Here is a 25213-nt window from a genome sequence, read left to right as displayed (position 1 = left end):
GGCACATGGCGAAGACGGGTGCGATGGACGGGAACGAGGGTGCTCCGGGGGCGGAGGACGACGCCCTGGGGTACGAGCAGGCGCGGGACGAGCTGATCGAAGTCGTCCGCCGTCTGGAGGCCGGTGGTACGTCGCTGGAGGAGTCGCTGGCCCTGTGGGAGCGGGGCGAGGCGCTGGCGAAGGTGTGCCGCCGCTGGCTGGACGGTGCGCGGGCGCGGCTCGACGCGGCACTGGCGGAATCCGAGGGCGGACCGTCCGCCGAGGAGAGCTGAGAGCGACGATCGCCCACATCGGCAGGGTCATGTGAGGCCCGTCACGGATCCCCACTTTTTAGTTGAAACTTCATACACCTCGCGTACAGTGGTGCCATCAGCTCGAACAAGCCCGAAACCCTGTTCGCAACAGAAGGTGTGTCCCGCATGACTCTCGCACTCGACGCCGCCGCCCAGGACCTGCTCTTCCGAGCGGCCCACACGGCCAACGCCTTCACCGACGAGCCGGTGTCCGACGAGCAGGTCCAGGCCATCTACGACCTGGTCAAGTACGCGCCGACCGCGTTCAACTCGACGCCGCTGCGCGTGGTGCTGGTCCGTTCCGAGGAAGCCCGCGAGCGCCTCGTGTCGCACATGGCCGAGGGCAACCGCCCCAAGACCCGCACCGCGCCGCTGGTCGCGATCCTCGCCACGGACAACGAGTTCCACGAGGAGCTGCCGCACCTGATGCCGCACTTCCCGCAGGCGAAGGACCTCTTCTTCTCCGAGCGCCCCGCCCGCGAGGGGTCCGCCGCGCTGAACGGCGCCCTCCAGGCCGGTTACTTCATCCTGGGCGTCCGCGCCGCCGGTCTGGCCGCGGGCCCGATGACCGGCTTCGACTTCGCCGGTGTCCAGAAGGAGTTCCTGGACGACGACCACACGCCGCTGATGGTGATCAACATCGGCAAGCCGGGCGTCGACGCCAGCCACCCCCGCTCGCCGCGCCTGGCCTACGACCAGGTCGTCACGACCGTCTGACCGTCTCCCCCCGACGGCAGACCCGCGCCCGTCCGCCTACCCCCCCAGGCGGGCGGGCCGCCGGCCGTCGCGCTCAGTTCGAAGGCCCGGAGCCCGATGCCCCGGCCTTCGGGGCCTTCTCGGCCTTGAGCGCGGCGGCCATCTCCATGAGCCGCTCGTGCGAGGCGGTGCCCGTGACCACCGTGGTCACCCCGTGCTCCTCGCGCACCAGGGCGTTGTACTTCTCGCCCTCGTAGCGCTGCCAGGTGGCGTTCCCCACCCGCTCCGACTTGCCCGTCTTCTCGGCACGCTGGCTGACCTTGCTGATGAAGCCGCGCGCCGGGCCGTCGCTCTGCTCGACCGCGACGTACTGCCGCTGCGGGTCGAGGAAGCCCAGGTGCCAGACCGAGCCGTCCTCGGTGCGCGCCTGGTACGAGACCGAGGTCGCGCGCCAGTCCTTGTCGAGCCCCTCGGGAGCGGCCACCGCGTACGGCGCCGCACGCCGGGCCTGGTCCAGCTCCACGTGGTAACCGACCGTCTTGATGGGGTCGTGGTCCTCGTTGTGCGGGATGAAGAGATAACTGACTACCGCCACGGGGATGACCACCGCCATCGACAGCATCATGTTCCGGATGGTCTGCGTCTTACCGTTCCTACCTGCCACGCCCCCTATCGTCCCCCATGCCCCCGCCGATCTTGACGGCGGTGCCCGGCCGGGCGCGCGGTGGCGGTCGGCCCGGCGAGGGCCGGCGGCGTAGCGGATGCGTGTCGCGCGTCATCCGGCCATCGTTCGCAACCGCATCGCCACCTTGACGCCGCTCATGCGTGGGGCGCTCTGCTCACTCTCGCAATGAACCGATAAAGTCATCAGCACCCTCACCCTCCTGGCCCTTACGGGACAGAGGTCCCACGGCCGTCGCCGTACAGAAAGGTGCGTTCCGATGACCGATCATCACCTGCCGTCCCAGCTCGAGGTCAGCCCCGAGGCCCCCGACCGCAACCTCGCACTCGAGCTCGTCCGGGTCACCGAGGCGGGCGCCATGGCGTCGGGCCGCTGGGTGGGCCGCGGTGACAAGAACGGCGCCGACGGCGCCGCGGTCAAGGCCATGCGGGCCCTGATCGGCACTGTTTCCATGAACGGTGTCGTCGTCATCGGCGAGGGCGAGAAGGACAACGCCCCGATGCTCTACAACGGCGAGCGGGTCGGTGACGGGACCGGCGCGGAGTGCGATGTCGCCGTGGACCCGGTCGACGGCACGACGCTGACCGCCAAGGGCATGGCCAACGCCGTCTCCGTCATGGCCGTCGCCGACCGCGGCTCCATGTTCGACCCGTCCGCCGTGTTCTACATGGACAAGCTGGTCACCGGCCCCGAGGCGGCCGACTACGTCGACATCAACGCCCCCGTGGCGGTCAACATCCGTCGCGTCGCGAAGGCAAAGCACTCCTCGCCCGAGGACGTGACAGTCGTCGTTCTGGACCGCCCGCGTCACGACGGCATCGTCAAGGAGATCCGCGAGGCGGGCGCCCGCATCAAGTTCATCTCCGACGGCGACGTGGCCGGCGCGATCATGGCCGTCCGCGAGGGCACCGGCATCGACCTGCTGCTCGGTGTCGGCGGTACGCCCGAGGGCATCATCGCGGCCTGTGCGATCAAGTGCCTCGGCGGCACGATCCAGACCAAGCTGTGGCCCAAGGACGACGAGGAGCGTCAGCGGGCGCTCGACGCGGGCCACGACCTCGACCAGGTCCTGCACACCAACGACCTCGTCAGCGGCGACAACGTGTTCTTCGTCGCCACCGGCATCACCGACGGCGAGCTGCTGCGCGGCGTGCGCTACCGCGCGGAGACCGCGACCACGCAGTCGCTGGTCATGCGCTCCAAGTCCGGCACCATCCGGCAGATCGACTCCACGCACCGGCTGTCGAAGCTGCGCGCGTACAGCACCGTGGACTTCGAGCGCCCGAGCTGATCGCGGCGGGCCGACCGGGCCCGCCATCCCCGCGCACATACGGGCCGGGCCCCGCCGCTTCCGGCGGGGCCCGGCCCGTATGTGTCCGCGCTCAGCCCGCGGCGGCGACCCGTGCGGAACGCTGGAGCTCCGCGTCCCGCCGCCGGCGCCTCGCGAGCACGACCCTGCGCTCGGCCGCGGTCAGCCCGCCCCACACCCCATAAGGCTCGGGCTGGAGCAGCGCGTGCTCCCGGCAGGCGACCATCACCGGGCAGCGGGCGCAGACGCGTTTCGCGGCCTCTTCCCGTGACAGGCGCGCGGCCGTGGGTTCCTTGGATGGTGCGAAGAACAATCCGGCTTCATCCCGGCGGCACACCGCCTCCGAATGCCAGGGGCCGGCCTGATCCCGAGCGGCGATCCGCTGAGACGGTACGGCGGCTTCCTGCCGGGGCTGATGCGGTAGCAGCACGGTCTACTCCTGACGACGGCTTTGCTGGGCCGATTGAGTCACCTTTGCCCGTCTCACTGCGCACGACCATTCGCACCCGCAGCCGTACGAGAGACGATGCACCAAGCTTTACCCGCTGTGCGCGCTCTTATTCACACCGTTGTCATGACCGGAACGCGATAAGCCGCGTAGCGCGCCCGCCGACGCCTGTCGCCCCACGTCACAGGGCACGCAGGGGCGGCGCGACCAGGTCGTGCGATCAGCCGCGCGCGAGGAGGTTCCTGACGCGCCTGCCGCGTCGCGCCCTGGCCTCCACCGCGCCGAAGAGGGCGAAGCCCGTGACCAGCACGACCGGCGCGTCGGGGTCGTCGGCCTCGTGGGTCCGCACGTCGAAACCGCCGAAGACGCCGGTGCCGGCGGAGCGCACCGAGACGTTCTCCGGGACCTTGATGTCGACGCCGCCGAAGACCGCGGTGGCGTTGATCACGATCTCCCGCTGGGTGAAGAGCGCCTCGGACAGGTCGATCTCCACCTCGCCGAACAGCGCGAAGGCGTTCGTCCGGGGCCCGACCCGCCAGCGGCCCTTGCGGGCCGCGCCGCCGAAGACGGCGACGAGGTTCTCGGTGGCGGCCGACGGGACGGGGTAGGGATAAGGCAGCGGGCCGCCCGGCGCGGGACGCCGCCCCTTGGGCAGGTCGCGCACCAGCGGCTCCAGCTCGGCGTGGGTCCTCGCCCGGTACACCGCGCCGATCCGCTCGGCGTGCTCCTCCGCGGTGAGCCGCCCCTCCGCCAGCGCCTCGCGCAGGATGTCCGCGGTCCGGTCCCGGTCCGCGTCGGAGGCGCGCAGCGCGGGGGCGGGCTCGGCGCCCTTGGTCACTGACACCGGCTTTTCGGCAGACTCGTCCACGGCCGCCACCCTAGCCACACGCGATAGGTCGCGACAGGGGCGCACGAGGGCGGGCCCGCGCCGCGCACCGCGAAGTGAGCCTTACCTCACCAACCGGTCACCGGCGGAGCGTCCTAGGCTGGAGGGCGCTGTCGAGGATGCCAGCCACCGTTGCCTGCCCAGTGAGGAATCGCCGCAATGTCTGCCCAGTCTGAGTTCGCCTATACGGATCTCCTGCCCCTGGGCGAGGACGACACGCCGTACCGTCTGGTGACCGCCGAGGGTGTGAGCACCTTCGAGGCCGACGGCCGTACGTTCCTCAAGGTCGAGCCGGAGGCGCTGCGGAAGCTGGCCGCCGAGGCGATGCACGACATCTCGCACTACCTGCGCCCGGCGCACCTCGCGCAGCTGCGCCGGATCCTCGACGACCCCGAGGCGTCCCCGAACGACAAGTTCGTCGCGCTCGACCTGCTGAAGAACGCGAACATCGCGGCCGCGGGCGTGCTGCCGATGTGCCAGGACACCGGCACCGCGATCGTCATGGGCAAGCGCGGCCAGAACGTGCTGACCGAGGGCGGCGACGAGAAGGCCCTCTCGCACGGCATCTTCGACGCCTACACCAAGCTCAACCTGCGGTACTCGCAGATGGCCCCGCTGACCATGTGGGACGAGAAGAACACCGGCTCGAACCTGCCCGCGCAGATCGAGCTGTACGCGACCGACGGCGGCGCGTACAAGTTCCTCTTCATGGCCAAGGGCGGTGGCTCGGCCAACAAGTCCTTCCTCTACCAGGAGACGAAGGCGGTCCTCAACGAGGCCTCCATGATGAAGTTCCTGGAGGAGAAGATCCGCTCGCTGGGCACGGCCGCGTGCCCGCCGTACCACCTGGCGATCGTCGTCGGCGGCACGTCGGCGGAGTTCGCGCTCAAGACCGCGAAGTACGCCTCCGCGCACTACCTCGACGAGCTGCCCGCCGAGGGCTCCCCCACCGGTCACGGCTTCCGGGACAAGGAGCTGGAGGAGAAGGTCTTCGAGCTGACGCAGAAGATCGGCATTGGCGCCCAGTTCGGCGGCAAGTACTTCTGCCACGACGTCCGCGTGGTCCGGCTGCCGCGCCACGGCGCCTCGCTGCCCGTCGCCATCGCCGTCTCCTGCTCGGCCGACCGCCAGGCGGTCGCCAAGATCACCGCCGAGGGCGTCTTCCTGGAGCAGCTGGAGACCGACCCGGCGCGCTTCCTGCCCGAGACCACGGACGAGCACCTGGACGAGGCCGGCGAGGTCGTCAAGATCGACCTGACCCGTCCGATGGACGAGATCCTCGCCGAGCTGACGAAGTACCCGGTCAAGACCCGGCTCTCGCTGACCGGCCCGCTGGTCGTGGCGCGCGACATCGCCCACGCGAAGATCAAGGAGCGGCTGGACGCGGGCGAGGAGATGCCGCAGTACCTGAAGGACCACCCGGTCTACTACGCGGGCCCGGCCAAGACCCCCGAGGGCTACGCCTCCGGCTCCTTCGGCCCGACCACGGCCGGCCGCATGGACAGCTACGTCGACCAGTTCCAGGCGGCGGGCGGCTCCAAGGTCATGCTCGCCAAGGGCAACCGCTCCAAGCAGGTCACCGACGCGTGCGACGCGCACGGCGGCTTCTACCTCGGCTCGATCGGCGGCCCGGCGGCCCGCCTGGCGCAGGACTGCATCAAGAAGGTCGAGGTCCTGGAGTACCAGGAGCTCGGCATGGAGGCGGTCTGGAAGATCGAGGTCGAGGACTTCCCGGCGTTCATCGTCGTGGACGACAAGGGCAACGACTTCTTCGTCGACCCGGCCCCGACGACGCCGACGTTCACGGCGATCCCGGTGCGTCAGCAGTAACCCTGCGGGACTCGAGCGCCGGACGGGCTGAATGCCGGCCCGTCCGGCGTTTGAGGACCGGGGCCCGGGGCGGAGCCCCGGTTTCGGGAAGGGGCGGGGTGGGGCTACGCGAAGCGCTGGTTCGCCGCACCGTCACACTTCTGCAGACGCAGAGCGTCCTTGGCCGACCCCAGCGTCAGACACAGGTCCTGCGCCGCCGCCGGGCGGATCGACTCGGCGGACCGTACGAACTGCTGGTTTCCACCACCGTGGCAGTTCCACAACGCCAGCGCCGTACCCGCCCGATACGCGCCCCCCGGCACATCCACGCACCGGTCGTGCGTCAGCGCGGAGTGCAGTGACTTCTGCCCCGCGTCGTACCACCACTCCTGGTTGCGGCTGCCGCTGCACGGCCAGCCGCCCACCTGGGTGCCGTTGGCCGTGGCCGCACCGTAGGCGTCCACGCACGCGCCCGTCGCCGCGTTCTTCAGTGGCCGGTATGCGTCGTCCCAGCCGCCCGGGTACAGCGCGGGCGTCCCCGTGCTCGCCGGGTCCGCGCAGCCGGCCTCCCGGAGACCGGACCGGTAGAGCTGGGTGAGGCAGGACGCGAAGGCGCCGTGACCGCGCGCGTTGGGGTGGAAGGACTGCCGTACGGAGTTCGCGTTCGGCGGGAAGGGGTTGGCGAGGTCGACGTAGAGGCCGCGCGCCCAGGTGTCCTCCATGCACACCTCGTGGCCGTGGAAGAGACGGGAGTTGTCGAGGTAGAGCGCGCCGGTGTTCTTGGCGACGCGCCGCATGCCGCGCTCGAAGGCGGGGACGGCGGTGTTGCGGCCCCAGGCGGAGTCGGAGGTGTAGCCGACGCAGCCGCCGGGGAGCTTGCCGGGGAAGTTCGGGTTGTCCTCGATGTCGGGGCCGATGGGGCTCGGGTAGCCCATGACGACGAGCTTGTAGTCACTGTCGGCGTAGCCCGCGTCCTTCATGACGGTCCGCAGGTCCCGTACGGTCTGCTCGACCTTGGGCACGAGGGCGTCGACGCGGGACTGCCAGCCGGGGGCGTACTTCGGCTCGCAGGGGCCCTGGAGGGTCAGATAGCGGGTGACGCAGTCGGTGATGACGGGCCCGAACTGCAGGTCGTCGTTGGCCCCGGCGACCAGCAGCACCACCTTCACGCGCGTGTTGCGGGCCTTGACCGCGAGGTTGTCGCTCTGGACCAGCTCGTCCGCGTACTGCTTGCTGCCGCCGATCCGGATGTTGCCGGTGTAGGCGCCGGAGCAGGCGACGTTGTAGGTGACGTCGGCGGGTATCGCCGTGCGGTGGATGGCGGCGTCGGGCGAGCGGTGGCACCAGTTGTCGGGGCCGTTGGTGCCGGGCTCGTACGTGCCGACCCCTTCGCCGGATATCTCGCTGTCGCCCAGCGAGACGAGTGACGTCTTGCGCTGTTCGAGCGGCCGCTCGGCGGCGCTGCCGTAGAGCTTCGTGGCCTCGGCCGCGCGGACCTTCTCGAGCTCGGGCGTGAGGGGGGTCGAGGCGGTGGTGCGCGGGGCCGCTTGCGCGGCGGGCCCGGTCGCGGCCACCCCGCCGAGCGCCGCGGCGAACGCGGCGACGGCGGCGAGGGTACAGCGCAGGGTGGGTCTGCGTGTCATGAAGCCTCCCCGGTTTCAGTTGTTACTCGCGGTATTTACTAGTCGGTAAGTGCTTTTGGGAACACTGTGAACGAGACAAACGCTTTGTTTGTCAGGAGGTAAGCAACGATGACCGACAGTGATCAGTACCGGATCGAGCACGACTCCATGGGAGAGGTCCGTGTCCCCGCGCACGCCAAGTGGCGGGCCCAGACACAGCGGGCGGTGGAGAACTTCCCCCTGAGCGGACAGCGGCTGGAGCGCTCGCACATCGAGGCGCTGGCCCGGATCAAGGCCGCCGCGGCCAAGGTCAACGCCGAGCTGGGCGTGGTCGACAAGGACGTCGCGGAGGCCATCGAGGCGGCCGCCGCCGAGGTCGCGGAGGGCCGTTGGGACGACCACTTCCCCGTCGACGTCTTCCAGACCGGCTCGGGCACGTCGTCCAACATGAACACCAACGAGGTCCTCGCCACCCTCGCCACCGAGCGGCTCGGCCGTGATGTGCACCCCAACGACCATGTCAACGCGTCGCAGTCGTCCAACGACGTGTTCCCCTCCAGCATCCACATCGCGGCGACGGCGGCCGTCACCGGTGATCTCGTCCCGGCGCTCGACCACCTCGCGGCGGCGCTGGAGCGCAAGGCCGCGGAGTTCGCGGAGGTCGTGAAGTCCGGCCGCACCCATCTGATGGACGCCACCCCGGTGACGCTCGGCCAGGAGTTCGGCGGTTACGCCGCCCAGGTCCGCTACGGCGTCGAGCGGCTGCGCTCCTCGCTGCCGCGGCTGGCCGAACTGCCCCTCGGCGGCACGGCCGTCGGCACCGGCATCAACACCCCGCCCGGCTTCTCCGCCGCGGTCATCGCCGAAGTGGCCCGCACCACCGGTCTGCCGCTGACCGAGGCCCGTGACCACTTCGAGGCGCAGGGCGCCCGTGACGGTCTGGTGGAGACCAGCGGCCAGCTGCGCACCATCGCCGTCGGCCTCACCAAAATCGCCAATGACCTGCGCTGGATGGCCTCCGGTCCGCGCACCGGCCTCGCCGAGATCAACCTCCCCGACCTCCAGCCGGGCTCCTCGATCATGCCGGGCAAGGTCAACCCGGTGGTTCCCGAGGCCGTCCTCATGGTGGCCGCCCAGGTGATCGGCAACGACGCGACCGTGGCCACGGCGGGCGCCGCGGGGAACTTCGAGCTCAATGTGATGCTCCCGGTCATGGCGAAGAACCTCCTGGAGTCCGTACGGCTGCTCGCGAACGCCTCCCGGTTGCTCGCCGACCGCACGGTCGACGGCATCACCGCCAACGCCGAGCGGGCCCGCGCCTACGCCGAGTCCTCGCCGTCGGTGGTCACCCCCCTGAACCGCTACATCGGATACGAGGAAGCGGCCAAGGTGGCCAAGAAGTCACTGGCCGAACAGAAGACGATCCGGGAGGTCGTCCTGGAGTCCGGCTACGTCGATCGCGGACTGCTGACGAGGGAACAGCTCGACGCGGCGCTCGATGTGCTGCGGATGACGCGCCCGTAGCCCCCACCTGCCACGATGTCCCCGCGCCAGGCGTCAACCCGGATGCTTGGACCGGACCTTTTGCGGCGCACATCACGGCGCATCGGTGGGCGAGGCACCTAAGATCTGCGCATGACAGCGGACACGGTGGAAACGACGGGCACGGCAGGCACCGCCCCCTGGGCGCCGGGGGACCACATCCTCTGGCGCTATCGGGGCAATGCCACCGACCGTGTCCACATCTGCCGTCCGGTGACCGTCGTCCAGGACACCGAGGACCTGCTCGCCGTCTGGATGGCCCCCGGCACCGACTGCGTCAAGCCGCTGCTCGCCGACGGCACCCCCGTGCACCGTGAGCCGCTGGCCACCCGGTACACCAAGCCGCGCACCACCACGACGTCCCGCTGGTTCGGCACCGGAGTCCTCAAGCTCGCCCGGCCCGGCGAGGCCTGGTCGGTCTGGCTCTTCTGGGATCCGGGCTGGCAGTTCAAGAACTGGTACGTGAACCTCGAGGAGCCCCTCGCCCGGTGGGCCGGCGGAGTCGATTCCGAGGACCATTTCCTGGACATCGCCGTCTACCCCGACCGCAGTTGGGAATGGAAGGACGAGGACGAGTTCGCGCAGGCCCAGCGAGCGGGCCTGATGTCCGCCGCCCAGGCCGAGCGGGTGCGGGCGGCCGGGCTGGCGGCCATCGAGCGGATCGAGACCTGGGGCGCGCCGTTCGCCTCCGGCTGGGAGGACTGGCGGCCCGACCCGGCGTGGACGGTGCCGACGCTCCCGGACGACTGGGACCGCACCCCGGCGCGTCTGGGCGCGTGAACCGCTTGATGTCTCCCCGTGGGACAACCGTAGGATCGGCCTCCGCGATACTGCACAGCAGCACGGCACGATCAGAGCACGGCATGTGACAGCTGGTCACAGACGACAGTCGCAGAAAGGGCGGAGCCGTGAGCGGTGACGACGAGCGGGACTACGACGGTTACGCCCGGTTAGGGCTGGACCGCAGCGGACAGGCCGAGGCGTTCGACAACATCGGCGTCCGCTACGACGATGCCTTCCCGCACAAGGAGGGCCAGCTGGAGGCAGGTGCCTGGCTGGCGGCCGAGCTTCCGCCCGGCTCCCGGATCCTCGACCTCGGCTGCGGCACGGGCCTGCCGACCGCCCGCCAGCTCACCGACGCCGGTCACCACGTCCTGGGCGTCGACCTCTCGCCCGGCATGCTCAAACTCGCCCGCGACAACGTCCCCGGCGCCGACTTCCGGCTCGGCGACCTGGCCGAGCTGCGCGACGGACGGCTCGGCACCTTCGACGGCATCGCCGCCTTCTTCGCCCTGCTGATGCTGCCGCGCCCCGAAATTCCGCACGCGCTGCGGATGCTGTACGGAATGCTGAGGCCCGGGGGGCTGCTGGCGCTCTCGATGGTGGAAGCGGACGTGGACGACTTCGCGATTCCGTTCCTGGGCAACACGATCCGGGTATCCGGTTACCTGCGGGACGAATTGCGCCAGGTCGTGTGCGAGGCGGGTTTCGAGATCACCGGGGAGAGCTCGCCGGCGTACGCCCCCGCGAGTACGGACGTACCACCCGAGATCCAGCTCTTCCTCAATCTGCGACGCGCCTGATCCACGGTGCGCCCCCTGCGATTGGGCGTACGGCCCCGACGGATGGAACCCCACACGTGACGGAGCATCCCAACTCCCACGGAGGACAGCGGACCGCGCAGGTCCGGCAGTCCGCCGTCCCCGCCCCGGAACCGGGCCGCGCCCGGGCGGTCGCGGACGAGCCGGAGGGCACGCGCCGCGCGGAGTCCCCCGCGCTCGACCGGCTCCCCGGCCACGACGGCCCCGAGCCGGCCTCGCCGCGCCCGGCGCGCGACCCCGGCGCGGCGGCCTCGGCCCCACGCGCCAGGGCGCGCGGTGAGGCGCACCCCGAGCCGGGTGCGCCCCGCCGCGCCGTGCCCCGCCCCGGCGGCCCGGAGGCGGCCCGTGGGGCCGCCGCACAGGGCGGCACGGACCGGGGCACCGCCCTGCCCGGCGGCCCCGAAAGACCGGCCTCCGGCGGCGCGGACGGGGACGGGGGTGCCGGCAAGGGACCCGCCGGGACGACCGGCGGGGAGCGGCTGCGGTTCGTGGGCGCCGCCACCCGGCGGATCGCCCGCGGCATCGACCTGGACGAGATCGTGCTGGGGCTGTGCCGGGCGACCGTGCCGACCTTCGCGGACGCCATCCTGGTCTATCTGCGCGACCCGCTGCCGGTCGGTGACGAGCGGCCCGTCGGGCCCGTCGTGCTGCGGCTGCGCCGCACCGACCAACTGCCCGAGCATGTGCGCGGCCCGGAGGACCCGGACGCCCCGCAGGAGCGGGCCGAGCCCGTCCCCGACCTCGCGGGCGGCGCGGCCGAGCGCTGCGAGGTGCGGATAGGCGGGCCGCTCGCGGAGGTGCTGCGAGGGGTCAGGCCCGTATTCGGTGACTCCTCCGCCGCCCGGGCGGCGCTCCCCGAGCTGCTGGGCGACGAGCAGGACGTCCCCGACCGGCAGCGCACGATCCTCGCGCCGCTGCGCGGCCGCCGCCGCGTGATCGGCGCGGCGGTGTTCATACGCCGGGCGGACCGGGCCGCCTTCGAAGGCGACGATCTGCTGGTCGCGGCCCAGCTGGCGACCCACACCGCCCTCGGTGTGGACAAGGCCGTGCTCTACGGCCGCGAGGTCTACATCGCGGACGAGCTCCAGCGCACGATGCTCCCCGACTCCCTCCCCCAGCCGACCGGGGTCCGGCTCGCCAGCCGCTATCTCCCGGCGGCCGAGACCGCCCGGGTCGGCGGCGACTGGTACGACGCGATCCCCCTCCCCGGCAACCGGGTGGCGCTCGTCGTCGGTGATGTCATGGGGCACTCCATGACCTCCGCGGCGATCATGGGCCAGCTGCGCACCACCGCGCAGACCCTCGCGGGGCTGGATCTGCCCCCGGCCGAGGTGCTGCACCACCTCGACGAGCAGGCGCAGCGCCTGGGCAGCGACCGCATGGCCACCTGCCTGTACGCGGTGTACGACCCGGTCGCCCACCGCATCGTGATCGCCAACGCCGGTCATCCCCCGCCCATCCTGCTGCACCGCGGCGGGCGGGCCGAGGTGCTGCGCGTCCCGCCGGGCGCGCCCATCGGCGTGGGCGGGGTGGACTTCGAGGCCGTGGAGCTGGACGCGCCGGCCGGGGCGACGCTGCTGCTGTACACGGACGGCCTGGTGGAGTCCCGGATCCGGGACGTGTGGACGGGCATAGAGCAGCTGCGCGAGCGGCTGATCGACACGGCCCGGCTGACGGGTCCGAACCCGCCGCCGCTGGAGCCGCTGTGCGACGAGGTCCTCGGCATGCTCGGCCCCGGCGACCGGGACGACGACATCGCGCTGCTCGCGGCCCGCTTCGAGGGCATCGCGCCGAGCGACGTGGCGTACTGGTTCCTCGACCCGCGCCCGCAGACGGCCGGCCAGGCCCGGCGGCTGGCGCGGCGGGCGCTGACCCGCTGGGGGCTGGAGGAGCTGACCGACAGCGTGGAGCTGCTGGTCAGCGAGGTGGTCACCAATGCCGTGCGGTACGCGGAGCGGCCGGTGACCCTGCGGTTGCTCCGTACGGACGTGCTGCGCTGCGAGGTCGGTGACGACGTGCCGCAACTGCCACGGCTGCGGCAGGCCCGGCCCTCGGACGAGGGCGGCCGGGGGCTGTACCTGGTGAACAAGCTGGCCCGCCGGTGGGGGGCCACCCGGCTGAGCACGGGCAAGGTGGTGTGGTTCGAGCTGGCGCTGCCGGGCCATGCGCGCTGAGCCGGTGGCGGTGGAGTTCTGGACAGTGTCCAGACTCCTGTTGCCGACAGGTCGTCGGCGGGGTTGACTGCTGAGGTGGAGGGCGGAACGACGCCCTCACCATCTGGCATCGCCCCGCGATGGGAGGCGTCGCATGACCGACTCCGCGCAACAGGTCCCGTACACCACCAACAACGCAGGCATCCCGGTGGAGAGCGACGAGCATTCGCTCACCGTCAGCCCGGACGGCCCCATCCTGCTGCAGGACCACTACCTGATCGAGAAGATGGCCCAGTTCAACCGCGAACGGGTCCCCGAGCGGGTGGTGCACGCCAAGGGCGGCGGCGCCTACGGCGTCTTCGAAGTCACCAATGACGTGAGCCAGTTCACGAAGGCCGATCTGTTCCAGCCCGGCAAGCGGTGCGAGATGCTGGCCCGCTTCTCGACCGTGGCGGGCGAGCAGGGCAGCCCCGACACCTGGCGGGACCCGCGCGGCTTCGCGCTGAAGTTCTACACCGAGCACGGCAACTACGACCTGGTCGGCAACAACACCCCCGTCTTCTTCGTCCGCGACCCGCAGAAGTTCCAGGACTTCATCCGCAGCCAGAAGCGCCACCCGCAGACCGGGCTGCGCAGCAATGACATGCAGTGGGACTTCTGGACGCTGTCGCCGGAGTCCGCGCACATGGTCACCTGGCTGATGGGCGACCGCGGCATCCCGAAGACCTGGCGCCATATGAACGGCTACAGCTCGCACACCTACATGTGGGTGAACGCGGGCGGCGAGAAGTTCTGGGTCAAGTACCACATCAAGACCGACCAGGGCATCGACTTCCTCACCCAGGCCGAGGCGGACGAGCTGGCGGGCTCGGACGCCGACAAGCACCGCCGCGATCTGTTCGAGGCCATCGACAGCGGCAACGCCCCCTCCTGGACGATGCACGTCCAGGTCATGCCCTTCGAGGACGCTCCGGACTACCGCTTCAACCCCTTCGACCTGACCAAGGTGTGGCCGCACGGCGACTACCCCCTGATCGAGGTCGGCCGGATGACGCTCAACAAGAACCCCGAGGATTTCTTCGTCCACATCGAGCAGGCCGCGTTCGAGCCCTCCAACCTCGTCCCCGGCATCGGCCCGTCCCCCGACAAGATGCTGCTCGGCCGGCTGTTCTCCTACCCGGACACCCACCGCTACCGCATCGGCCCGAACTACGCCCAGCTCCCGCCCAACCGGCCGCACTCGCCGCTCGGCTCGTACGCGAAGGACGGCCCGATGCGCTACGAGCCGGCCCGTACGGGCGCGGTGTACGCCCCGAACTCCTACGGCGGCCCGGCCGCCGACACCGCGCGCTTCGGTGAGCCGGCGGGCTGGGAGACGGCGGGCGAGATGGTCCGCGAGGCGTACCGGCTGCGGCGCGATGACGACGACTGGGGCCAGCCGGGCACAATGGTCCGCCAGGTCCTCGACGACGCCGCGCGCGCCCGGCTGGTCTCCAACGTCTCCGGTCATCTGCGCCAGGGCGTGAGCAGGCCCGTACTGGACCGCGCACTGCAGTACTGGCGCAACATCGACAAGAACATCGGCGACCGGATCGCCACCGAGGTCAACGGCGGCTGATCTCCTCCGGCCCCTCGGAAACACCACCGGCCGCCGACCTCTTCACGAGGTCGGCGGCCGGTGGTGTGTTTCCGCTGTGGAGGGGCCGGATCAGGGCTTGACGCCCTCGGTCTCCGTGCCGCCGTTGGGGCGGGTGCCGCCGCCGCTGGGCGTCGACGTCGGGGGCGTCGTCGGCGGCCTCGGCGGAGTCGGGGTGATCTTCGTCGGGTTCGGTGTCGGCTTGCCCGTGGACCCGCCGGTCTTCGTCGGGTTCGGCGTGGGCTTCCCCGTGGCGCCGCCGGACTTCGTCGGCGTCGGGGTCGGCGTCGCGCCCTTGGTGGGCGTCGCCGCGGGAGCCGTGGCCGGCGCCTGGATCGATCCGGCGCTGATGTCGGTGTCCAGGTCGAACTCCTCGTCGCCCTCGCCACCGAGCACGGCCGCCGTGTAGGCCGACCAGATCTGGGCCGGGTACTTGCCACCGTTGACACGACCGCCGCCGCCGGTGCCCTGGAGGGTCACCTGCTTGCCGCCGGGGCCCTCACCGAAGAGGCCGACGGTGGTGACGAGGCTCGGGGTGTAGCCCGCGAACCAGGCCGACTTGTTGTCGTCGGAGGTACCGGTCTTGCCCGCCACCGGGTAGTTGGCGCTGGCCACCACGGTCGCCGTACCGTCGTTGACCACGCCCCGCAGGACGCGGGTGACGCCGTCGGCGGTGTTGCGGGAGACGGCCTGGTCGCCGACCGCGCTGTCGCGCTTGAGCTCCACACCGTTCTGGGACGCGGACTTCAGGATGGTCGGGGTGACCCTCTTGCCGTGGTTGTCCAGGGTGGCGTAGACCGCGGCCATGTCGAGCGGGCTCGCGCCCATGGAGCCCAGCGACATCGCGGGGGCCTCCACGAAACCGGCCTGCTTGCCGTTCATGCCCAGGTCGACGGCGGTCTGCTTGACCTTGTTGAGCTTCACGTCGATGGCCATCTGCGCGAACACGGAGTTGACCGAGTCGTTCATCGCCTTCTGCACGGTGATGGCCTTCTCGGAGTACCCGTCCTCGTTCTCCGGGGCGAAGTGCACATCGCTGCCCACGACCGGCCGCTCACTGGTGCCGTCGTAGATGGTGCTCGGCGTGATCGGCTCGTTGTCCTGCGTCCTGGACTTGTTCTGCAACGCGGACGCGAGAATGATCGGCTTGAAGGTCGACGCCGGCTGGAAGTCCTCGCGGGTGGCGTTGTTGGTGTAGTGCTTGAGGTAGTCCGGACCGCCGTACAGCGCCTGGACGCGACCGTTCTTCGGGTCCACCGACACGGCGCCGACCTGGACGTTCTTGTCCACCTCGCGGCTCTTGGTGTCCAGGTCGTCGAGCAGCTGCTCCTTGACCGCCTTCTCCAGCGCCGCCTGCTTCTTGGGGTCGATGCTGAGCGTGACGGTCCAGCCGCCGGCGGCGAAGTCGCTCTCCTTGCGGCCCTGCTTCTCCAGGGCCTTGATGACCTCGCGCTTGGCCGCGTCGATGAAGTAGCCGTTCTGGCCCGACAGACCCGGGGCCGCCTTCGGCGCCTTCGGGTCCTTGAAGGACATGCCCTGCCGCTGGTCCTTCTTCAGCCAGTCCTTCTCGACCATCTTGTCGAGGACGTAGTTCCAGCGCCGCTTGGCGTTCTCCTTGCCGGCGTCGGTGGCCGCCGGCCCGAAGTCGTACTGGCTCGGGGCCTGGAGCAGCGCGGCCAGGTAGGCGCCTTCCTCGGTGGTGAGGCTGCCGACGTCCTTCTGGTAGTACGCACGGGAGGCGGCCTGGATGCCGTAGGCGCCACGCCCGTAGTAGCTCGTGTTCAGGTAGCCCTCGAGGATCTCCTCCTTCGAGGTCTCCTTCTGCACCTTGAGCGAGATGATCAGTTCCTTGACCTTGCGGGTCACGGTCTGCCGCTGGTCGAGGTAGTAGTTCTTCACGTACTGCTGGGTGATGGTCGAACCACCCTGCTTGCCGCGCCCCATGACGGTGTTGAAGATGCCTCGGGCGGTGCCCTTCACATCCACGCCGGGGTCGGTCCAGAAGTTCTTGTTCTCGGCGGCGACCACGGCGTGCTGCACATGCTCGGGGATCTTCGCGAGCGGAACTTCCTCGCGGTTGACCTCGCCGATGCGGGCCAGCACCTTGCCGTTGCTGTCCTTGTAGACGTTGCTCTGCAGCTTGGCCGCGCCGTTACCGTCCTTCGGCACGTCGACGTAGAAGTAGAGCGCCAGGAAGGCGCCCATCCCCAGCCCGATGACCGCCACGAAGTAGGCAAGCAGCATCTTCCATGTGAAGAACCGGCGTATGCCGGTCTTCTTGGGCTTCTTGCCCTTTGCATTGCGGGTGCTGTCCTGCGCCCGTCGCGCTTCCGCTCGGCCCATCTCTCCCGTAGCTCCAGTCTGTCCGCCCCCAACCCAGCTCACGAAGCTAACACCGCAACTGGCACCAAACGCCCATCGATCACGGCTTCGACACACGTGACATACAGCACCCCGGATGGCGGGAACCCGGGCACGGTGTAGTGCGGGAAACCGTACAGGGCGCTAAAGTGATATCACTTTGCTAGACAGCGTTAACCGCGCGCCGAGCCGGCCTGGGCCGTGCGCGCGCCATCAGATACGGGGGACCCACCCATGACCGACACCATCGGCACCACCGAGACCGCCCCACCCGAGGCGGCGCCCGCCATGGTCAAGCCGCTCGTGCGGGAGACCCCGGCACACGACATCGGCGGCGGGCTCGCCCTGCTGCTCGGCCTGGTGGGACTGCTCATCGGTGCGGGCGCGGTGGCCCTCGGCGTCGTCTTCGGCAACGACGGCAAGTCGGGCCTGTGCGCCGCGTTCGTCGCGGCCGGCATCCTCATCGGCCTCGGCGCGATCATCGCGATGAGCGGGCTGAACACGATCTCCCCCGGTGAGACCCGCGTCGTCCAGCTCTTCGGCCGCTACCGCGGCACGATCCGCAACGAGGGCCTGCGCTGGGTCAACCCCTTCACCAGCCGCGAGCAGGTCTCCGTCCGGGTGCGCAACCACGAGACGGCCGTACTGAAGGTCAACGACGCCTACGGCAACCCGATCGAGCTGGCGGCCGTGGTCGTGTGGCGGGTCGAGGACACCGCCCAGGCGACGTTCGCGGTCGAGGACTTCCAGGAGTTCGTCGCCACCCAGACCGAGGCGGCCGTGCGGCACATCGCCATCGAGTACCCCTATGACGCGCACGAGGAGGGCGGCCTCTCCCTCCGGGGGAACGCCGAGGAGATCACCGACATGCTCGCGGTGGAGCTGCACGCCCGCGTCGAGACCGCCGGTGTCCACATCATCGAGTCGCGCTTCACGCATCTGGCCTACGCTCCGGAGATCGCTTCCGCGATGCTCCAGCGGCAGCAGGCGGGCGCGGTCGTGGCCGCCCGCAAGCTGATCGTGGAAGGCGCCGTCGGCATGGTCGAGCAGGCGCTGGAGCGGATCAGCGAGCAGGGCATCGTGGAGTTGGACGAAGAGCGGAAGGCGGCCATGGTGAGCAATCTGATGGTGGTGCTGTGCGGTGACCGGGCCGCCCAGCCCGTCCTCAACACCGGCACTCTTTACCAGTGACGGACGACGCACCGCCCAAGGGCCGGCCGCGGCAGCGCAAGCAGGTGCTGCTGCGGCTGGACCCCTTGGTCCACGACGCGCTGGCGCGCTGGGCGGGCGAGGAACTGCGCAGCGCCAACGCGCAGATCGAGTTCCTGCTGCGCAAGGCGCTCGGTGACGCGGGACGGCTGCCGAAGGACACCGGCGCGATGCCCCGCCGGGGCCGCCCGCCGAAGTCCGACCGGCCGCCGGAGGGCACCGACGGGCGGTAGGGGCCCGTCCTCAATCGCCGGACGGGCTGGTTGCGGCTGAGCTCAGCCGCAACCAGCCCGCTGGGGGGCACCTCCCAGCGGTAGCTGGGGAAGATTGAGGACACCGACGCGCAGCGGAGGTGCACACCGCCCGGCCGTCAGCCGACGATCCGAACCGGCAGGCCCCGCAGAGCCATCCGCAGCGCGACCGCGAACTCCTCGAACTCGCCCTGCCGCGCCGCCCCGGCACGCATGGCCAGGGCGATGCGCCGGGAGGGCGCCGGGTCGGCGAAGTACCCCGTGGAGAGCTGGTCATTGCGCCCCGTCTCGACCCGCAGGGCCGTCCGCGGCAGCAGCGTGACGCCCAGGCCGCCGCCCACCAGCTGCACCAGGGTGGACAGGCCCGCGGCGCTGGTCGTCACCGGGGCGCCCTCCGTGCGGCCCGCCTCCCGGCAGACATCGAGGGCCTGGTCGCGCAGGCAGTGCCCCTCGTCCAGCAGCAGCAGCTCCAGCTCACGCAGCGCGGCCCGCGGTATGTCCCCGCGCCCGGCCAGCCAATGGTCACTCGGTGTGACGAGCACGAAGTCCTCGTCGAAGAGCGGGATCTCGGTGACGCCGGGCGCGCCGAGCGGCACGGCGAGCAGCAGCAGGTCCAGCCGCCCCTGGGTGAGCCCGTCCAGCAGCGAGGAGGTCTGCTCCTCGTGGACCTGGAGATCGAGGGCGGGATAGGACTCGTGGACCAGGCGCAGGACGGTGGGGAGAAGATAGGGCGCCACGGTCGGGATGACGCCGAGCCGGAGCACCCCGGTGAAGGGCGCGCGGACCGCGTCGGCCTCCTCCATGAAGGCGCCGACCGCTTCGAGGACGGTCCGGGCGCGCGCCGCGAGTCGCTCACCCGCGGGACTGAGCAGCACCTTTCTCGTCGTACGCTCGAGGAGCTGCACTCCGAGCGCGTCCTCCAGCGCCGAGACGGCGCCCGAGAGAGCGGGCTGGCTCATGCCGATGGCGGTCGCCGCGTCACGGAAGTGGAGCTGCTCCGCGACGGCGGCGAAGGCCCTCAGCTGGGCGAGGCTGGGCTGCCGGGGCCGCGCCTGCGGCACCTTCCCGGGGCCCCTCGTGGGTCCGCCGCCGGGGCCGCGCGACGGGCCTCGGCCGCCGCCGGACGGCTGGGATATGGGCTTCACTGATAGCCACCTCCGATCAACACCACTCAGTCTAGCTATTTCCGCTATCAATGCCTCCTGTGGCACTGTGGAGGCCGTCCAACCCCGCAGGAAACCCCTGAGTGGGATTTCCCGTTGCAAGGAGAGCGCGTGCTCACTGTCGGTGACAAGTTCCCCGAGTTCGACCTGACCGCCTGTGTGGACCTCGACGCGGACAAGGCCTTCGCGCAGATCGACCACAAGACCTACGAGGGCAAGTGGAAGGTCGTCTTCTTCTGGCCGAAGGACTTCACCTTCGTCTGCCCGACCGAGATCGCCGCGTTCGGCAAGCTGAACGACGAGTTCGCGGACCGCGACGCCCAGATCCTCGGCGTCTCCGGCGACTCCGAGTTCGTCCACCACGCCTGGCGCAAGGACCACGCCGACCTGCGTGACCTGCCCTTCCCGATGCTGGCCGACGCCAAGCACGAGCTCATGCGCGACTGCGGCGTCGAGGGCGAGGACGGCTACGCCCAGCGCGCCGTCTTCATCGTGGACCCGAACAACGAGATCCAGTTCACCATGGTGACCGCCGGTTCCGTCGGCCGTAACCCCAAGGAGGTCCTCCGGGTCCTCGACGCCCTGCAGACGGACGAGCTGTGCCCCTGCAACTGGAGCAAGGGCGAGACCACCCTTGACCCGGTCGCGCTGCTCGCGGGCGAGTGATCTGACATGGCCCTCGACGAGCTGAAGTCCGCGATACCGGACTTCGCCAAGGACCTGAAGCTGAACCTCGGCTCGGTCATCGGCAACTCCGACCTCCCGCAGCAGCAGCTGTGGGGCACCGTGCTCGCCTGCGCGATCGCCTCGCGTTCGCCGCGCGTGCTCAAGGAGCTGGAGCCGGAGGCCAAGGCCAACCTCTCCCCGGAGGCGTACACCGCCGCCAAGTCCGCCGCCGCCATCATGGCGATGAACAACGTCTACTACCGGACCCGGCACCTGCTGTCGGACCCGGAGTACGGCAACCTGCGCGCGGGCCTGCGGATGAACGTCATCGGCAACCCGGGCGTGGAGAAGGTCGACTTCGAGCTGTGGTCCCTGGCCGTCTCGGCCATCAACGGCTGCGGCATGTGCCTCGACTCGCACGAGCAGGTGCTCCGCAAGGCCGGCGTGGACCGCGAGACGATCCAGGAAGCCTTCAAGATCGCCGCCGTCCTCCAGGCCGTCGGCGCGACCCTCGACTCCGAGGCCGTGCTGAACGGCTGAGGCCGTCACGCGTCATCGCACGACGAAACCGCCCGCCGACCTTCTGGTCGGCGGGCGGTTTCGTCATGTGCGGCAGGCCCGGGGGTCAGACCCGGCCCTCCCCCGGTGGTCCGGAGCTTCCGGCCGGGACGTCCTGCCCGGCGGCCTCGGGCGAGGGCTCCCCGGCGGCGGTCCGCAGCGCGTTCTCCCGCGCGTACGCCCGGAGGTATCCCACGACGGCGTTGGTGACCGCGACCAGCGGGACGGCGACCACCGCGCCGCCGATGCCCGCGATGAGCGAGCCGGCGGCCACCGAGAGGACCACCGCGAGCGGGTGGACGCGCACGGCCCGACCGAGGATGAAGGGCTGGAGGACGTGGCCCTCGATCTGCTGCACCGCGAGCACGACCGCGAGCACCATCGTCGCCGTGAACATGTCGCGCGTCACCAGCGCCACGACGACCGCGAGCGCGCCGGAGACGACGGCACCGACAAGCGGGATGAAGGCGAAGAGGAAGATGAAGACGGCCAGCGGCACCGCCATCGGTACATCGAGGAAGAACAGCCCTATACCGATGAAGATCGCGTCGATCAGAGCCACTATCACCGTGCCGCGCACATAGGCGGTGAGCGTCGCCCACGCGCGCGGGCCCGCGCCCGCGACGCCGTCGCGGGCCGCCGCCGGGAACAGCTTCAGCAGCCAGCCCCAGATCTTGGGGCCGTCGTAGAGCAGGAAGAGCGTCGAGAACATCGCCAGCAGGATGCCGGTCAGCACCTCGAGGATGACCGTGACGCCCTCGATGCCGGCCGAGGTGATGTCCTTGGTGTTGGTGCCGATCGCCTTGCTGAGGTTGTCGGCGATGTTGTTGATCTGGTCCTCGGTGACATGGAACGGGCTGTTCAGCAGCCAGTGCTTCAGCTCGGTGATGCCGTGCTGCACGTTCTCGGTCAGGTCGTCGAGGTTCTCCGTCACCTGCCAGACCACGAACCAGCAGACCAGCCCCATGACGACGAAGCCGGAGATGAAGGTCATCGCCGTGGCGAGGCCCCGGGGCACACCGTGCCGCCGGAGCAGGGCGACGGTGGGCTGGAGCAGCGCCGTGATGAGCAGGGCCGCGACGAAGGCCAGCACCACCAGCTGCACGGCGCTGATCATCCGCATCAGCACCCACAGCGAGGCGGCGAGTATCAGCAGTCGCCAGGCCACCTCGGCCGCGACCCGTACGCCCCAGGGGACGGCGGCCACGGGATCGGGCCGGGGCGCGACGGAGGGTGCGTAGCCGGGCGGCGGCGGCACGTGCTCGTGCTCGGAGACGGCCGCGCCGACACCGACGGGAGCCTGCCCGGCCGCGGCTCCAGCCGTACCGGATGACATGGCCGTACCGGATGAACCGTGCGTATCAGAGGAAGCGCTCATACCCGCCGGAGTCGGCGCATGCGTCTCCTCCGACGCGTCCGCGGTCCCCGACGTCTGCGCTTTGCGTTCGTCGAGCCGCTGGGCGAACCGCGTCAGGCCCGCCCCCAAGCCGCCGACCCATTGTGGCAATCTGGACATTTCTCTTCCTCTACCCCACTCCCCCGTGGTCATCGTGACGACGTTACCTGTGCCCGGCCACGTCGAACGCGCGGCCCGTCGTCGGGCAAGACACACAAAGCCCCCGACCGGTTGAGGTCGGGGGCTCGGTGAAAGTGAAGCTGCGGCCTAGTACCACTGGTTGGCTTGCCAGAACGACCAGGCGCCGCAGGGGCTGCCGTAGCGCTCGTTCATGTAGCCGAGGCCCCACTTGATCTGGGTGGCCGGGTTGGTCCGCCAGTCGGCGCCGGCGGAGGCCATCTTGGAACCGGGCAGCGACTGCACGAGGCCGTACGCGCCGGAGGAGGGGTTCTCCGCGGTGTAGTCCCAGGTGCTCTCGTTGTTCACGATGTTGCTGAAGCACTGGAACTGGTCGCCGGGGACCATCTGCCGGGCCATCGCCTGGACCTCGGCGGTGGTGTAGGAGCCCTTGGCCTCGAAGCTGGAAGCGTCACGCGTGGCCGAACGGCTGCTGACCTCTTCCTTCTTCTCGCGCTCCTTCTCGGCCTTCTCCTCGGCCTCTTTCTTCTCCGCCTCCTCGGCGGCTTCCTTCTTGGCGGAGGCGTCCTCGGCGGCCTGCTTGCGCGCGGCCTCCTCGGCTTCCTTCTTCGCCGCCGTCTCGGCAGCGGCGGACTGCGTGTCCGCCTGCTCCGTGAGGGATGCGGTCTGGGCCTGGAGCTTCTGTCCGGCGGGGATCTCCGCGAGGATGGTCGCATCGGCGGCAGTGGCCTCGACCTGACCGGTCGTGCTGCCCTGCTCATTGCCCGAGGCGACGCCAACGACGGCGCCGACGGTGGTGACCGCGGTGGCGGATGCCACGGCGAATCCCCGGACCGAAATCCGGCTCACACGGTTTCCTTCCAGCATCGCCCGCATAGGTGACCTCGCGGGCGCAATCGTGCCCCTGGCACGGGCCTCCACTCGGACCGGCCCCGGGAACGAGGGACCGGATGGTCACGGAAGGCACTGACCCGGTGGGCCCTCCCGCGAAGGAGGTCCGCATGGTGCTCGGGTGGCATACGACAACGCTGTTGAGTTCTGTGGTGCCGCATCCCTGAGGATGCAGGTGTGCCGTATGCGGGGCCTGACAGGCCCCAGACTTTGCCCGACGGGGACGCCCCGAAGCAATTCTTCGTTGCGTGGGAAAGCTCACACGCCGTTTACTCCAGGGGTTTTACGGAAACCTTGGCGCCGCGCCACAGCGCGCGGCTAAGCTCTGTCGCTTTGCCGCGCACTGCCCTGGGCGGGAACGCACACCGGGTTGTACGGGCTTGGGCCGGGATGCACGGAGATCCTGCCGCGCGCCCCATCCGTACAACTACCGACAGGCGCCTCAGATACGGCCGTCCTCCAGCATTTCGGTCACCAGGGCCGCGATGGGCGACCGCTCCGAACGCGTGAGGGTGACGTGCGAGAAGAGGGGATGCCCCTTCAGCTTCTCGACCACGGCGACCACACCGTCGTACCGCCCGACGCGCAGATTGTCCCGCTGGGCCACGTCATGGGTGAGAACCACCCGCGAATTGGCGCCGATCCGGGACAGAACGGTCAGGAGAACGTTCCGCTCGAGCGACTGCGCCTCGTCGACGATCACGAACGCGTCGTGCAGGGACCGGCCGCGGATGTGGGTGAGCGGCAGCACCTCCAGCATGCCGCGCCCGACGACCTCCTCGATCACCTCGGCGCTCGTCACTGCCGAGAGCGTGTCGAAGACGGCCTGGGCCCACGGGCTCATCTTCTCCGACTCGCTGCCCGGCAGATAGCCCAACTCCTGCCCGCCCACCGCGTACAGCGGCCGGAAGACCATCACCTTCCGGTGCTGGCGGCGCTCCAGCACCGCCTCCAGCCCGGCGCACAGCGCCAGCGCCGACTTGCCCGTACCCGCCCGGCCGCCCATCGAGACGATCCCGATGTCGGGGTCCAGCAGCAGATCGAGCGCGACGCGCTGCTCGGCGCTGCGGCCGTGGATACCGAAGGCCTCCCGGTCGCCCCGCACGAGCCGCACCGAGCCGTCGGCGCAGACCCTCCCCAGCGCCTTGCCGCGCTCGGACTGCAGCACCAGACCGGTGTGCACGGGCAGTTCGGCCGCTTCGGGCACGTAGGTCCGCTCGTCGGCGAAGAGTTCGTCGACCTGCTCGGCGGTGATGGCCAGCTCCGCCATCCCCGTCCAGCCCGAGTCGGTGATGGCGAGCTCGGCGCGGTACTCCTCCGCGAGCAGCCCGACCGCCGACGCCTTGATCCGCAGCGGCAGGTCCTTGGAGACGACGGTGACGTCATACCCCTCGGCCTGGAGATTGCGGGCGACCGCGAGGATCCGCGAGTCGTTGTCACCGAGGCGGAAGCCGGCGGGCAGTATGCCCGGATCGGAATGATTGAGCTCGACCCGCAACGTTCCGCCGAGCTCACCGATCGGAATCGGTGAATCGAGACGGCCGAATTGCACCCGGTATTCGTCCAGCAGGCGCAGTGCCTTCCGGGCGAAGTAGCCGAGCTCCGGGTGGTGCCTCTTGGCCTCCAACTCCGTGACCACCACGACGGGCAGCACGACCTCGTGCTCCTCGAAGCGGGCCATGGCTCCTGGGTCGGCCAGCAGGACGCTGGTGTCGAGGACATACGTGCGCCGGTCGTTCTCACGGCGATTCTTGCTGGTCACCACGGGTGGACGAACCCCCTCGGGGAGAGGTCGGGGCGCGACGGCGTCGCGGCGTAAGGGGCCGGGTGCACGCCCTTCGAGGGCCGGACACCGGCCCTCCGCGTCGACCGCGCGACCGCGAGGGTCCGCTCGATCCGCACG

Annotated in this window: 22 protein-coding genes; 13 read left to right on the top strand and 9 right to left on the bottom strand. The window is 70.3% G+C overall.

Annotated elements, in window-relative coordinates:
* The first annotated feature begins 5 nt into the window (after window positions 1-5).
* Both JO379_RS21945 and JO379_RS21940 read left to right on the top strand, forming a co-directional pair.
* On the top strand, window positions 6-272 hold the full coding sequence (locus JO379_RS21945; RefSeq protein WP_209516540.1) for an exodeoxyribonuclease VII small subunit: 267 nt from the start codon (window positions 6-8) through the stop codon (window positions 270-272).
* 147 nt (window positions 273-419) lie between these two features.
* Window positions 420-1010: a malonic semialdehyde reductase gene (locus JO379_RS21940; RefSeq protein WP_130879674.1), complete on the top strand. Its 591-nt coding sequence runs from the start codon at window positions 420-422 to the stop codon at window positions 1008-1010.
* Between the two features lie 73 nt (window positions 1011-1083).
* Here the strand turns inward: JO379_RS21940 and JO379_RS21935 are convergent, their stop codons facing one another.
* Window positions 1084-1614, bottom strand: coding sequence for a DUF4245 domain-containing protein (locus tag JO379_RS21935; RefSeq protein WP_245382374.1), 531 nt, complete (start codon window positions 1612-1614; stop codon window positions 1084-1086).
* Between the two features lie 316 nt (window positions 1615-1930).
* On the opposite strand from JO379_RS21935, the gene glpX reads away from it, so the two are divergent.
* On the top strand, window positions 1931-2962 hold the full coding sequence (gene glpX, locus JO379_RS21930; protein ID WP_130879672.1) for a class II fructose-bisphosphatase: 1032 nt from the start codon (window positions 1931-1933) through the stop codon (window positions 2960-2962).
* A 91-nt stretch (window positions 2963-3053) separates the two neighbouring features.
* Here glpX and JO379_RS21925 read toward each other — a convergent pair whose 3' ends face one another.
* Together JO379_RS21925 and JO379_RS21920 are read right to left on the bottom strand one after the other, a co-directional pair.
* Window positions 3054-3410 (bottom strand): WhiB family transcriptional regulator, encoded by a 357-nt coding sequence (locus JO379_RS21925; protein ID WP_130879671.1) that lies wholly within the window; start codon window positions 3408-3410, stop codon window positions 3054-3056.
* Window positions 3411-3648: 238 nt separating this feature from the next.
* Window positions 3649-4296, bottom strand: a complete 648-nt coding sequence (locus JO379_RS21920; RefSeq protein ID WP_209516537.1) for a DUF1707 SHOCT-like domain-containing protein — start codon at window positions 4294-4296, stop codon at window positions 3649-3651.
* A 177-nt stretch (window positions 4297-4473) separates the two neighbouring features.
* On the opposite strand from JO379_RS21920, the gene JO379_RS21915 reads away from it, so the two are divergent.
* Window positions 4474-6144 carry a fumarate hydratase gene (locus JO379_RS21915; protein WP_130879669.1) on the top strand — a complete coding sequence of 557 codons (1671 nt, stop codon included), beginning with the start codon at window positions 4474-4476 and terminating at the stop codon, window positions 6142-6144.
* 104 nt (window positions 6145-6248) lie between these two features.
* Here the strand turns inward: JO379_RS21915 and JO379_RS21910 are convergent, their stop codons facing one another.
* On the bottom strand, window positions 6249-7766 hold the full coding sequence (locus JO379_RS21910) for a ricin-type beta-trefoil lectin domain protein (RefSeq protein ID WP_209516535.1): 1518 nt from the start codon (window positions 7764-7766) through the stop codon (window positions 6249-6251).
* Between the two features lie 108 nt (window positions 7767-7874).
* On the opposite strand from JO379_RS21910, the gene JO379_RS21905 reads away from it, so the two are divergent.
* The 5 genes from JO379_RS21905 to JO379_RS21885 all read left to right on the top strand — a co-directional run bounded on the left by JO379_RS21905 (window position 7875) and on the right by JO379_RS21885 (window position 14659).
* Window positions 7875-9269: a class II fumarate hydratase gene (locus JO379_RS21905; protein ID WP_130879667.1), complete on the top strand. Its 1395-nt coding sequence runs from the start codon at window positions 7875-7877 to the stop codon at window positions 9267-9269.
* Window positions 9270-9380: 111 nt separating this feature from the next.
* On the top strand, window positions 9381-10067 hold the full coding sequence (gene fomD / locus JO379_RS21900) for a cytidylyl-2-hydroxypropylphosphonate hydrolase (RefSeq protein ID WP_130879666.1): 687 nt from the start codon (window positions 9381-9383) through the stop codon (window positions 10065-10067).
* A gap of 128 nt (window positions 10068-10195) precedes the next feature.
* Window positions 10196-10870, top strand: coding sequence for a class I SAM-dependent DNA methyltransferase (locus tag JO379_RS21895; protein ID WP_130879665.1), 675 nt, complete (start codon window positions 10196-10198; stop codon window positions 10868-10870).
* A gap of 56 nt (window positions 10871-10926) precedes the next feature.
* Window positions 10927-13062, top strand: a complete 2136-nt coding sequence (locus JO379_RS21890) for an ATP-binding SpoIIE family protein phosphatase (protein ID WP_209516532.1) — start codon at window positions 10927-10929, stop codon at window positions 13060-13062.
* Between the two features lie 133 nt (window positions 13063-13195).
* The gene (locus JO379_RS21885; protein WP_130879663.1) at window positions 13196-14659 is read left to right on the top strand and encodes a catalase; all 1464 of its coding nucleotides are present in this window, start codon (window positions 13196-13198) and stop codon (window positions 14657-14659) included.
* 90 nt (window positions 14660-14749) lie between these two features.
* On the opposite strand, the gene JO379_RS21880 is transcribed toward JO379_RS21885, so the two are convergent.
* Entirely contained in the window at window positions 14750-17020 is a 2271-nt protein-coding gene (locus JO379_RS21880) for a transglycosylase domain-containing protein (RefSeq protein ID WP_130879662.1), read from the bottom strand.
* Window positions 17021-17272: 252 nt separating this feature from the next.
* Between JO379_RS21880 and JO379_RS21875 the strand changes: the two genes are divergently transcribed.
* Both JO379_RS21875 and JO379_RS21870 read left to right on the top strand, forming a co-directional pair.
* Window positions 17273-18229, top strand: a complete 957-nt coding sequence (locus JO379_RS21875; RefSeq protein WP_165451600.1) for an SPFH domain-containing protein — start codon at window positions 17273-17275, stop codon at window positions 18227-18229.
* The gene (locus JO379_RS21870) at window positions 18226-18480 is read left to right on the top strand and encodes a type II toxin-antitoxin system antitoxin (RefSeq protein WP_209516530.1); all 255 of its coding nucleotides are present in this window, start codon (window positions 18226-18228) and stop codon (window positions 18478-18480) included. The genes JO379_RS21875 and JO379_RS21870 overlap by 4 nt, the downstream gene beginning before the upstream one ends.
* Before the next feature lie 137 nt (window positions 18481-18617).
* On the opposite strand, the gene JO379_RS21865 is transcribed toward JO379_RS21870, so the two are convergent.
* A complete protein-coding gene (locus JO379_RS21865; protein ID WP_209516526.1) occupies window positions 18618-19559 on the bottom strand; it encodes a LysR substrate-binding domain-containing protein in 942 nt (313 codons plus the stop codon).
* 213 nt (window positions 19560-19772) lie between these two features.
* Here JO379_RS21865 and JO379_RS21860 point away from each other — a divergent pair, with 213 nt between their 5' ends.
* Entirely contained in the window at window positions 19773-20327 is a 555-nt protein-coding gene (locus JO379_RS21860; RefSeq protein WP_130879659.1) for a peroxiredoxin, read from the top strand.
* 6 nt (window positions 20328-20333) lie between these two features.
* Window positions 20334-20867, top strand: coding sequence for an alkyl hydroperoxide reductase (locus JO379_RS21855; protein ID WP_184733101.1), 534 nt, complete (start codon window positions 20334-20336; stop codon window positions 20865-20867).
* Window positions 20868-20952: 85 nt separating this feature from the next.
* Here the strand turns inward: JO379_RS21855 and JO379_RS21850 are convergent, their stop codons facing one another.
* The 3 genes from JO379_RS21850 to phoH2 all read right to left on the bottom strand — a co-directional run bounded on the left by JO379_RS21850 (window position 20953) and on the right by phoH2 (window position 25075).
* Window positions 20953-22401, bottom strand: a complete 1449-nt coding sequence (locus JO379_RS21850; protein WP_130879657.1) for an AI-2E family transporter — start codon at window positions 22399-22401, stop codon at window positions 20953-20955.
* Window positions 22402-22548: 147 nt separating this feature from the next.
* Window positions 22549-23268: an aggregation-promoting factor C-terminal-like domain-containing protein gene (locus JO379_RS21845; RefSeq protein ID WP_130879656.1), complete on the bottom strand. Its 720-nt coding sequence runs from the start codon at window positions 23266-23268 to the stop codon at window positions 22549-22551.
* 484 nt (window positions 23269-23752) lie between these two features.
* On the bottom strand, window positions 23753-25075 hold the full coding sequence (gene phoH2, locus JO379_RS21840) for an RNA 5'-3' helicase PhoH2 (RefSeq protein ID WP_130879655.1): 1323 nt from the start codon (window positions 25073-25075) through the stop codon (window positions 23753-23755).
* Between the last annotated feature and the right edge of the window lie 138 nt (window positions 25076-25213).

This window comes from Streptomyces syringium (genome assembly GCF_017876625.1).
GTDB classification, from domain to species: Bacteria; Actinomycetota; Actinomycetes; order Streptomycetales; family Streptomycetaceae; genus Streptomyces; species Streptomyces syringius.
This window is presented reverse-complemented; position numbering and strand designations above follow the sequence as displayed.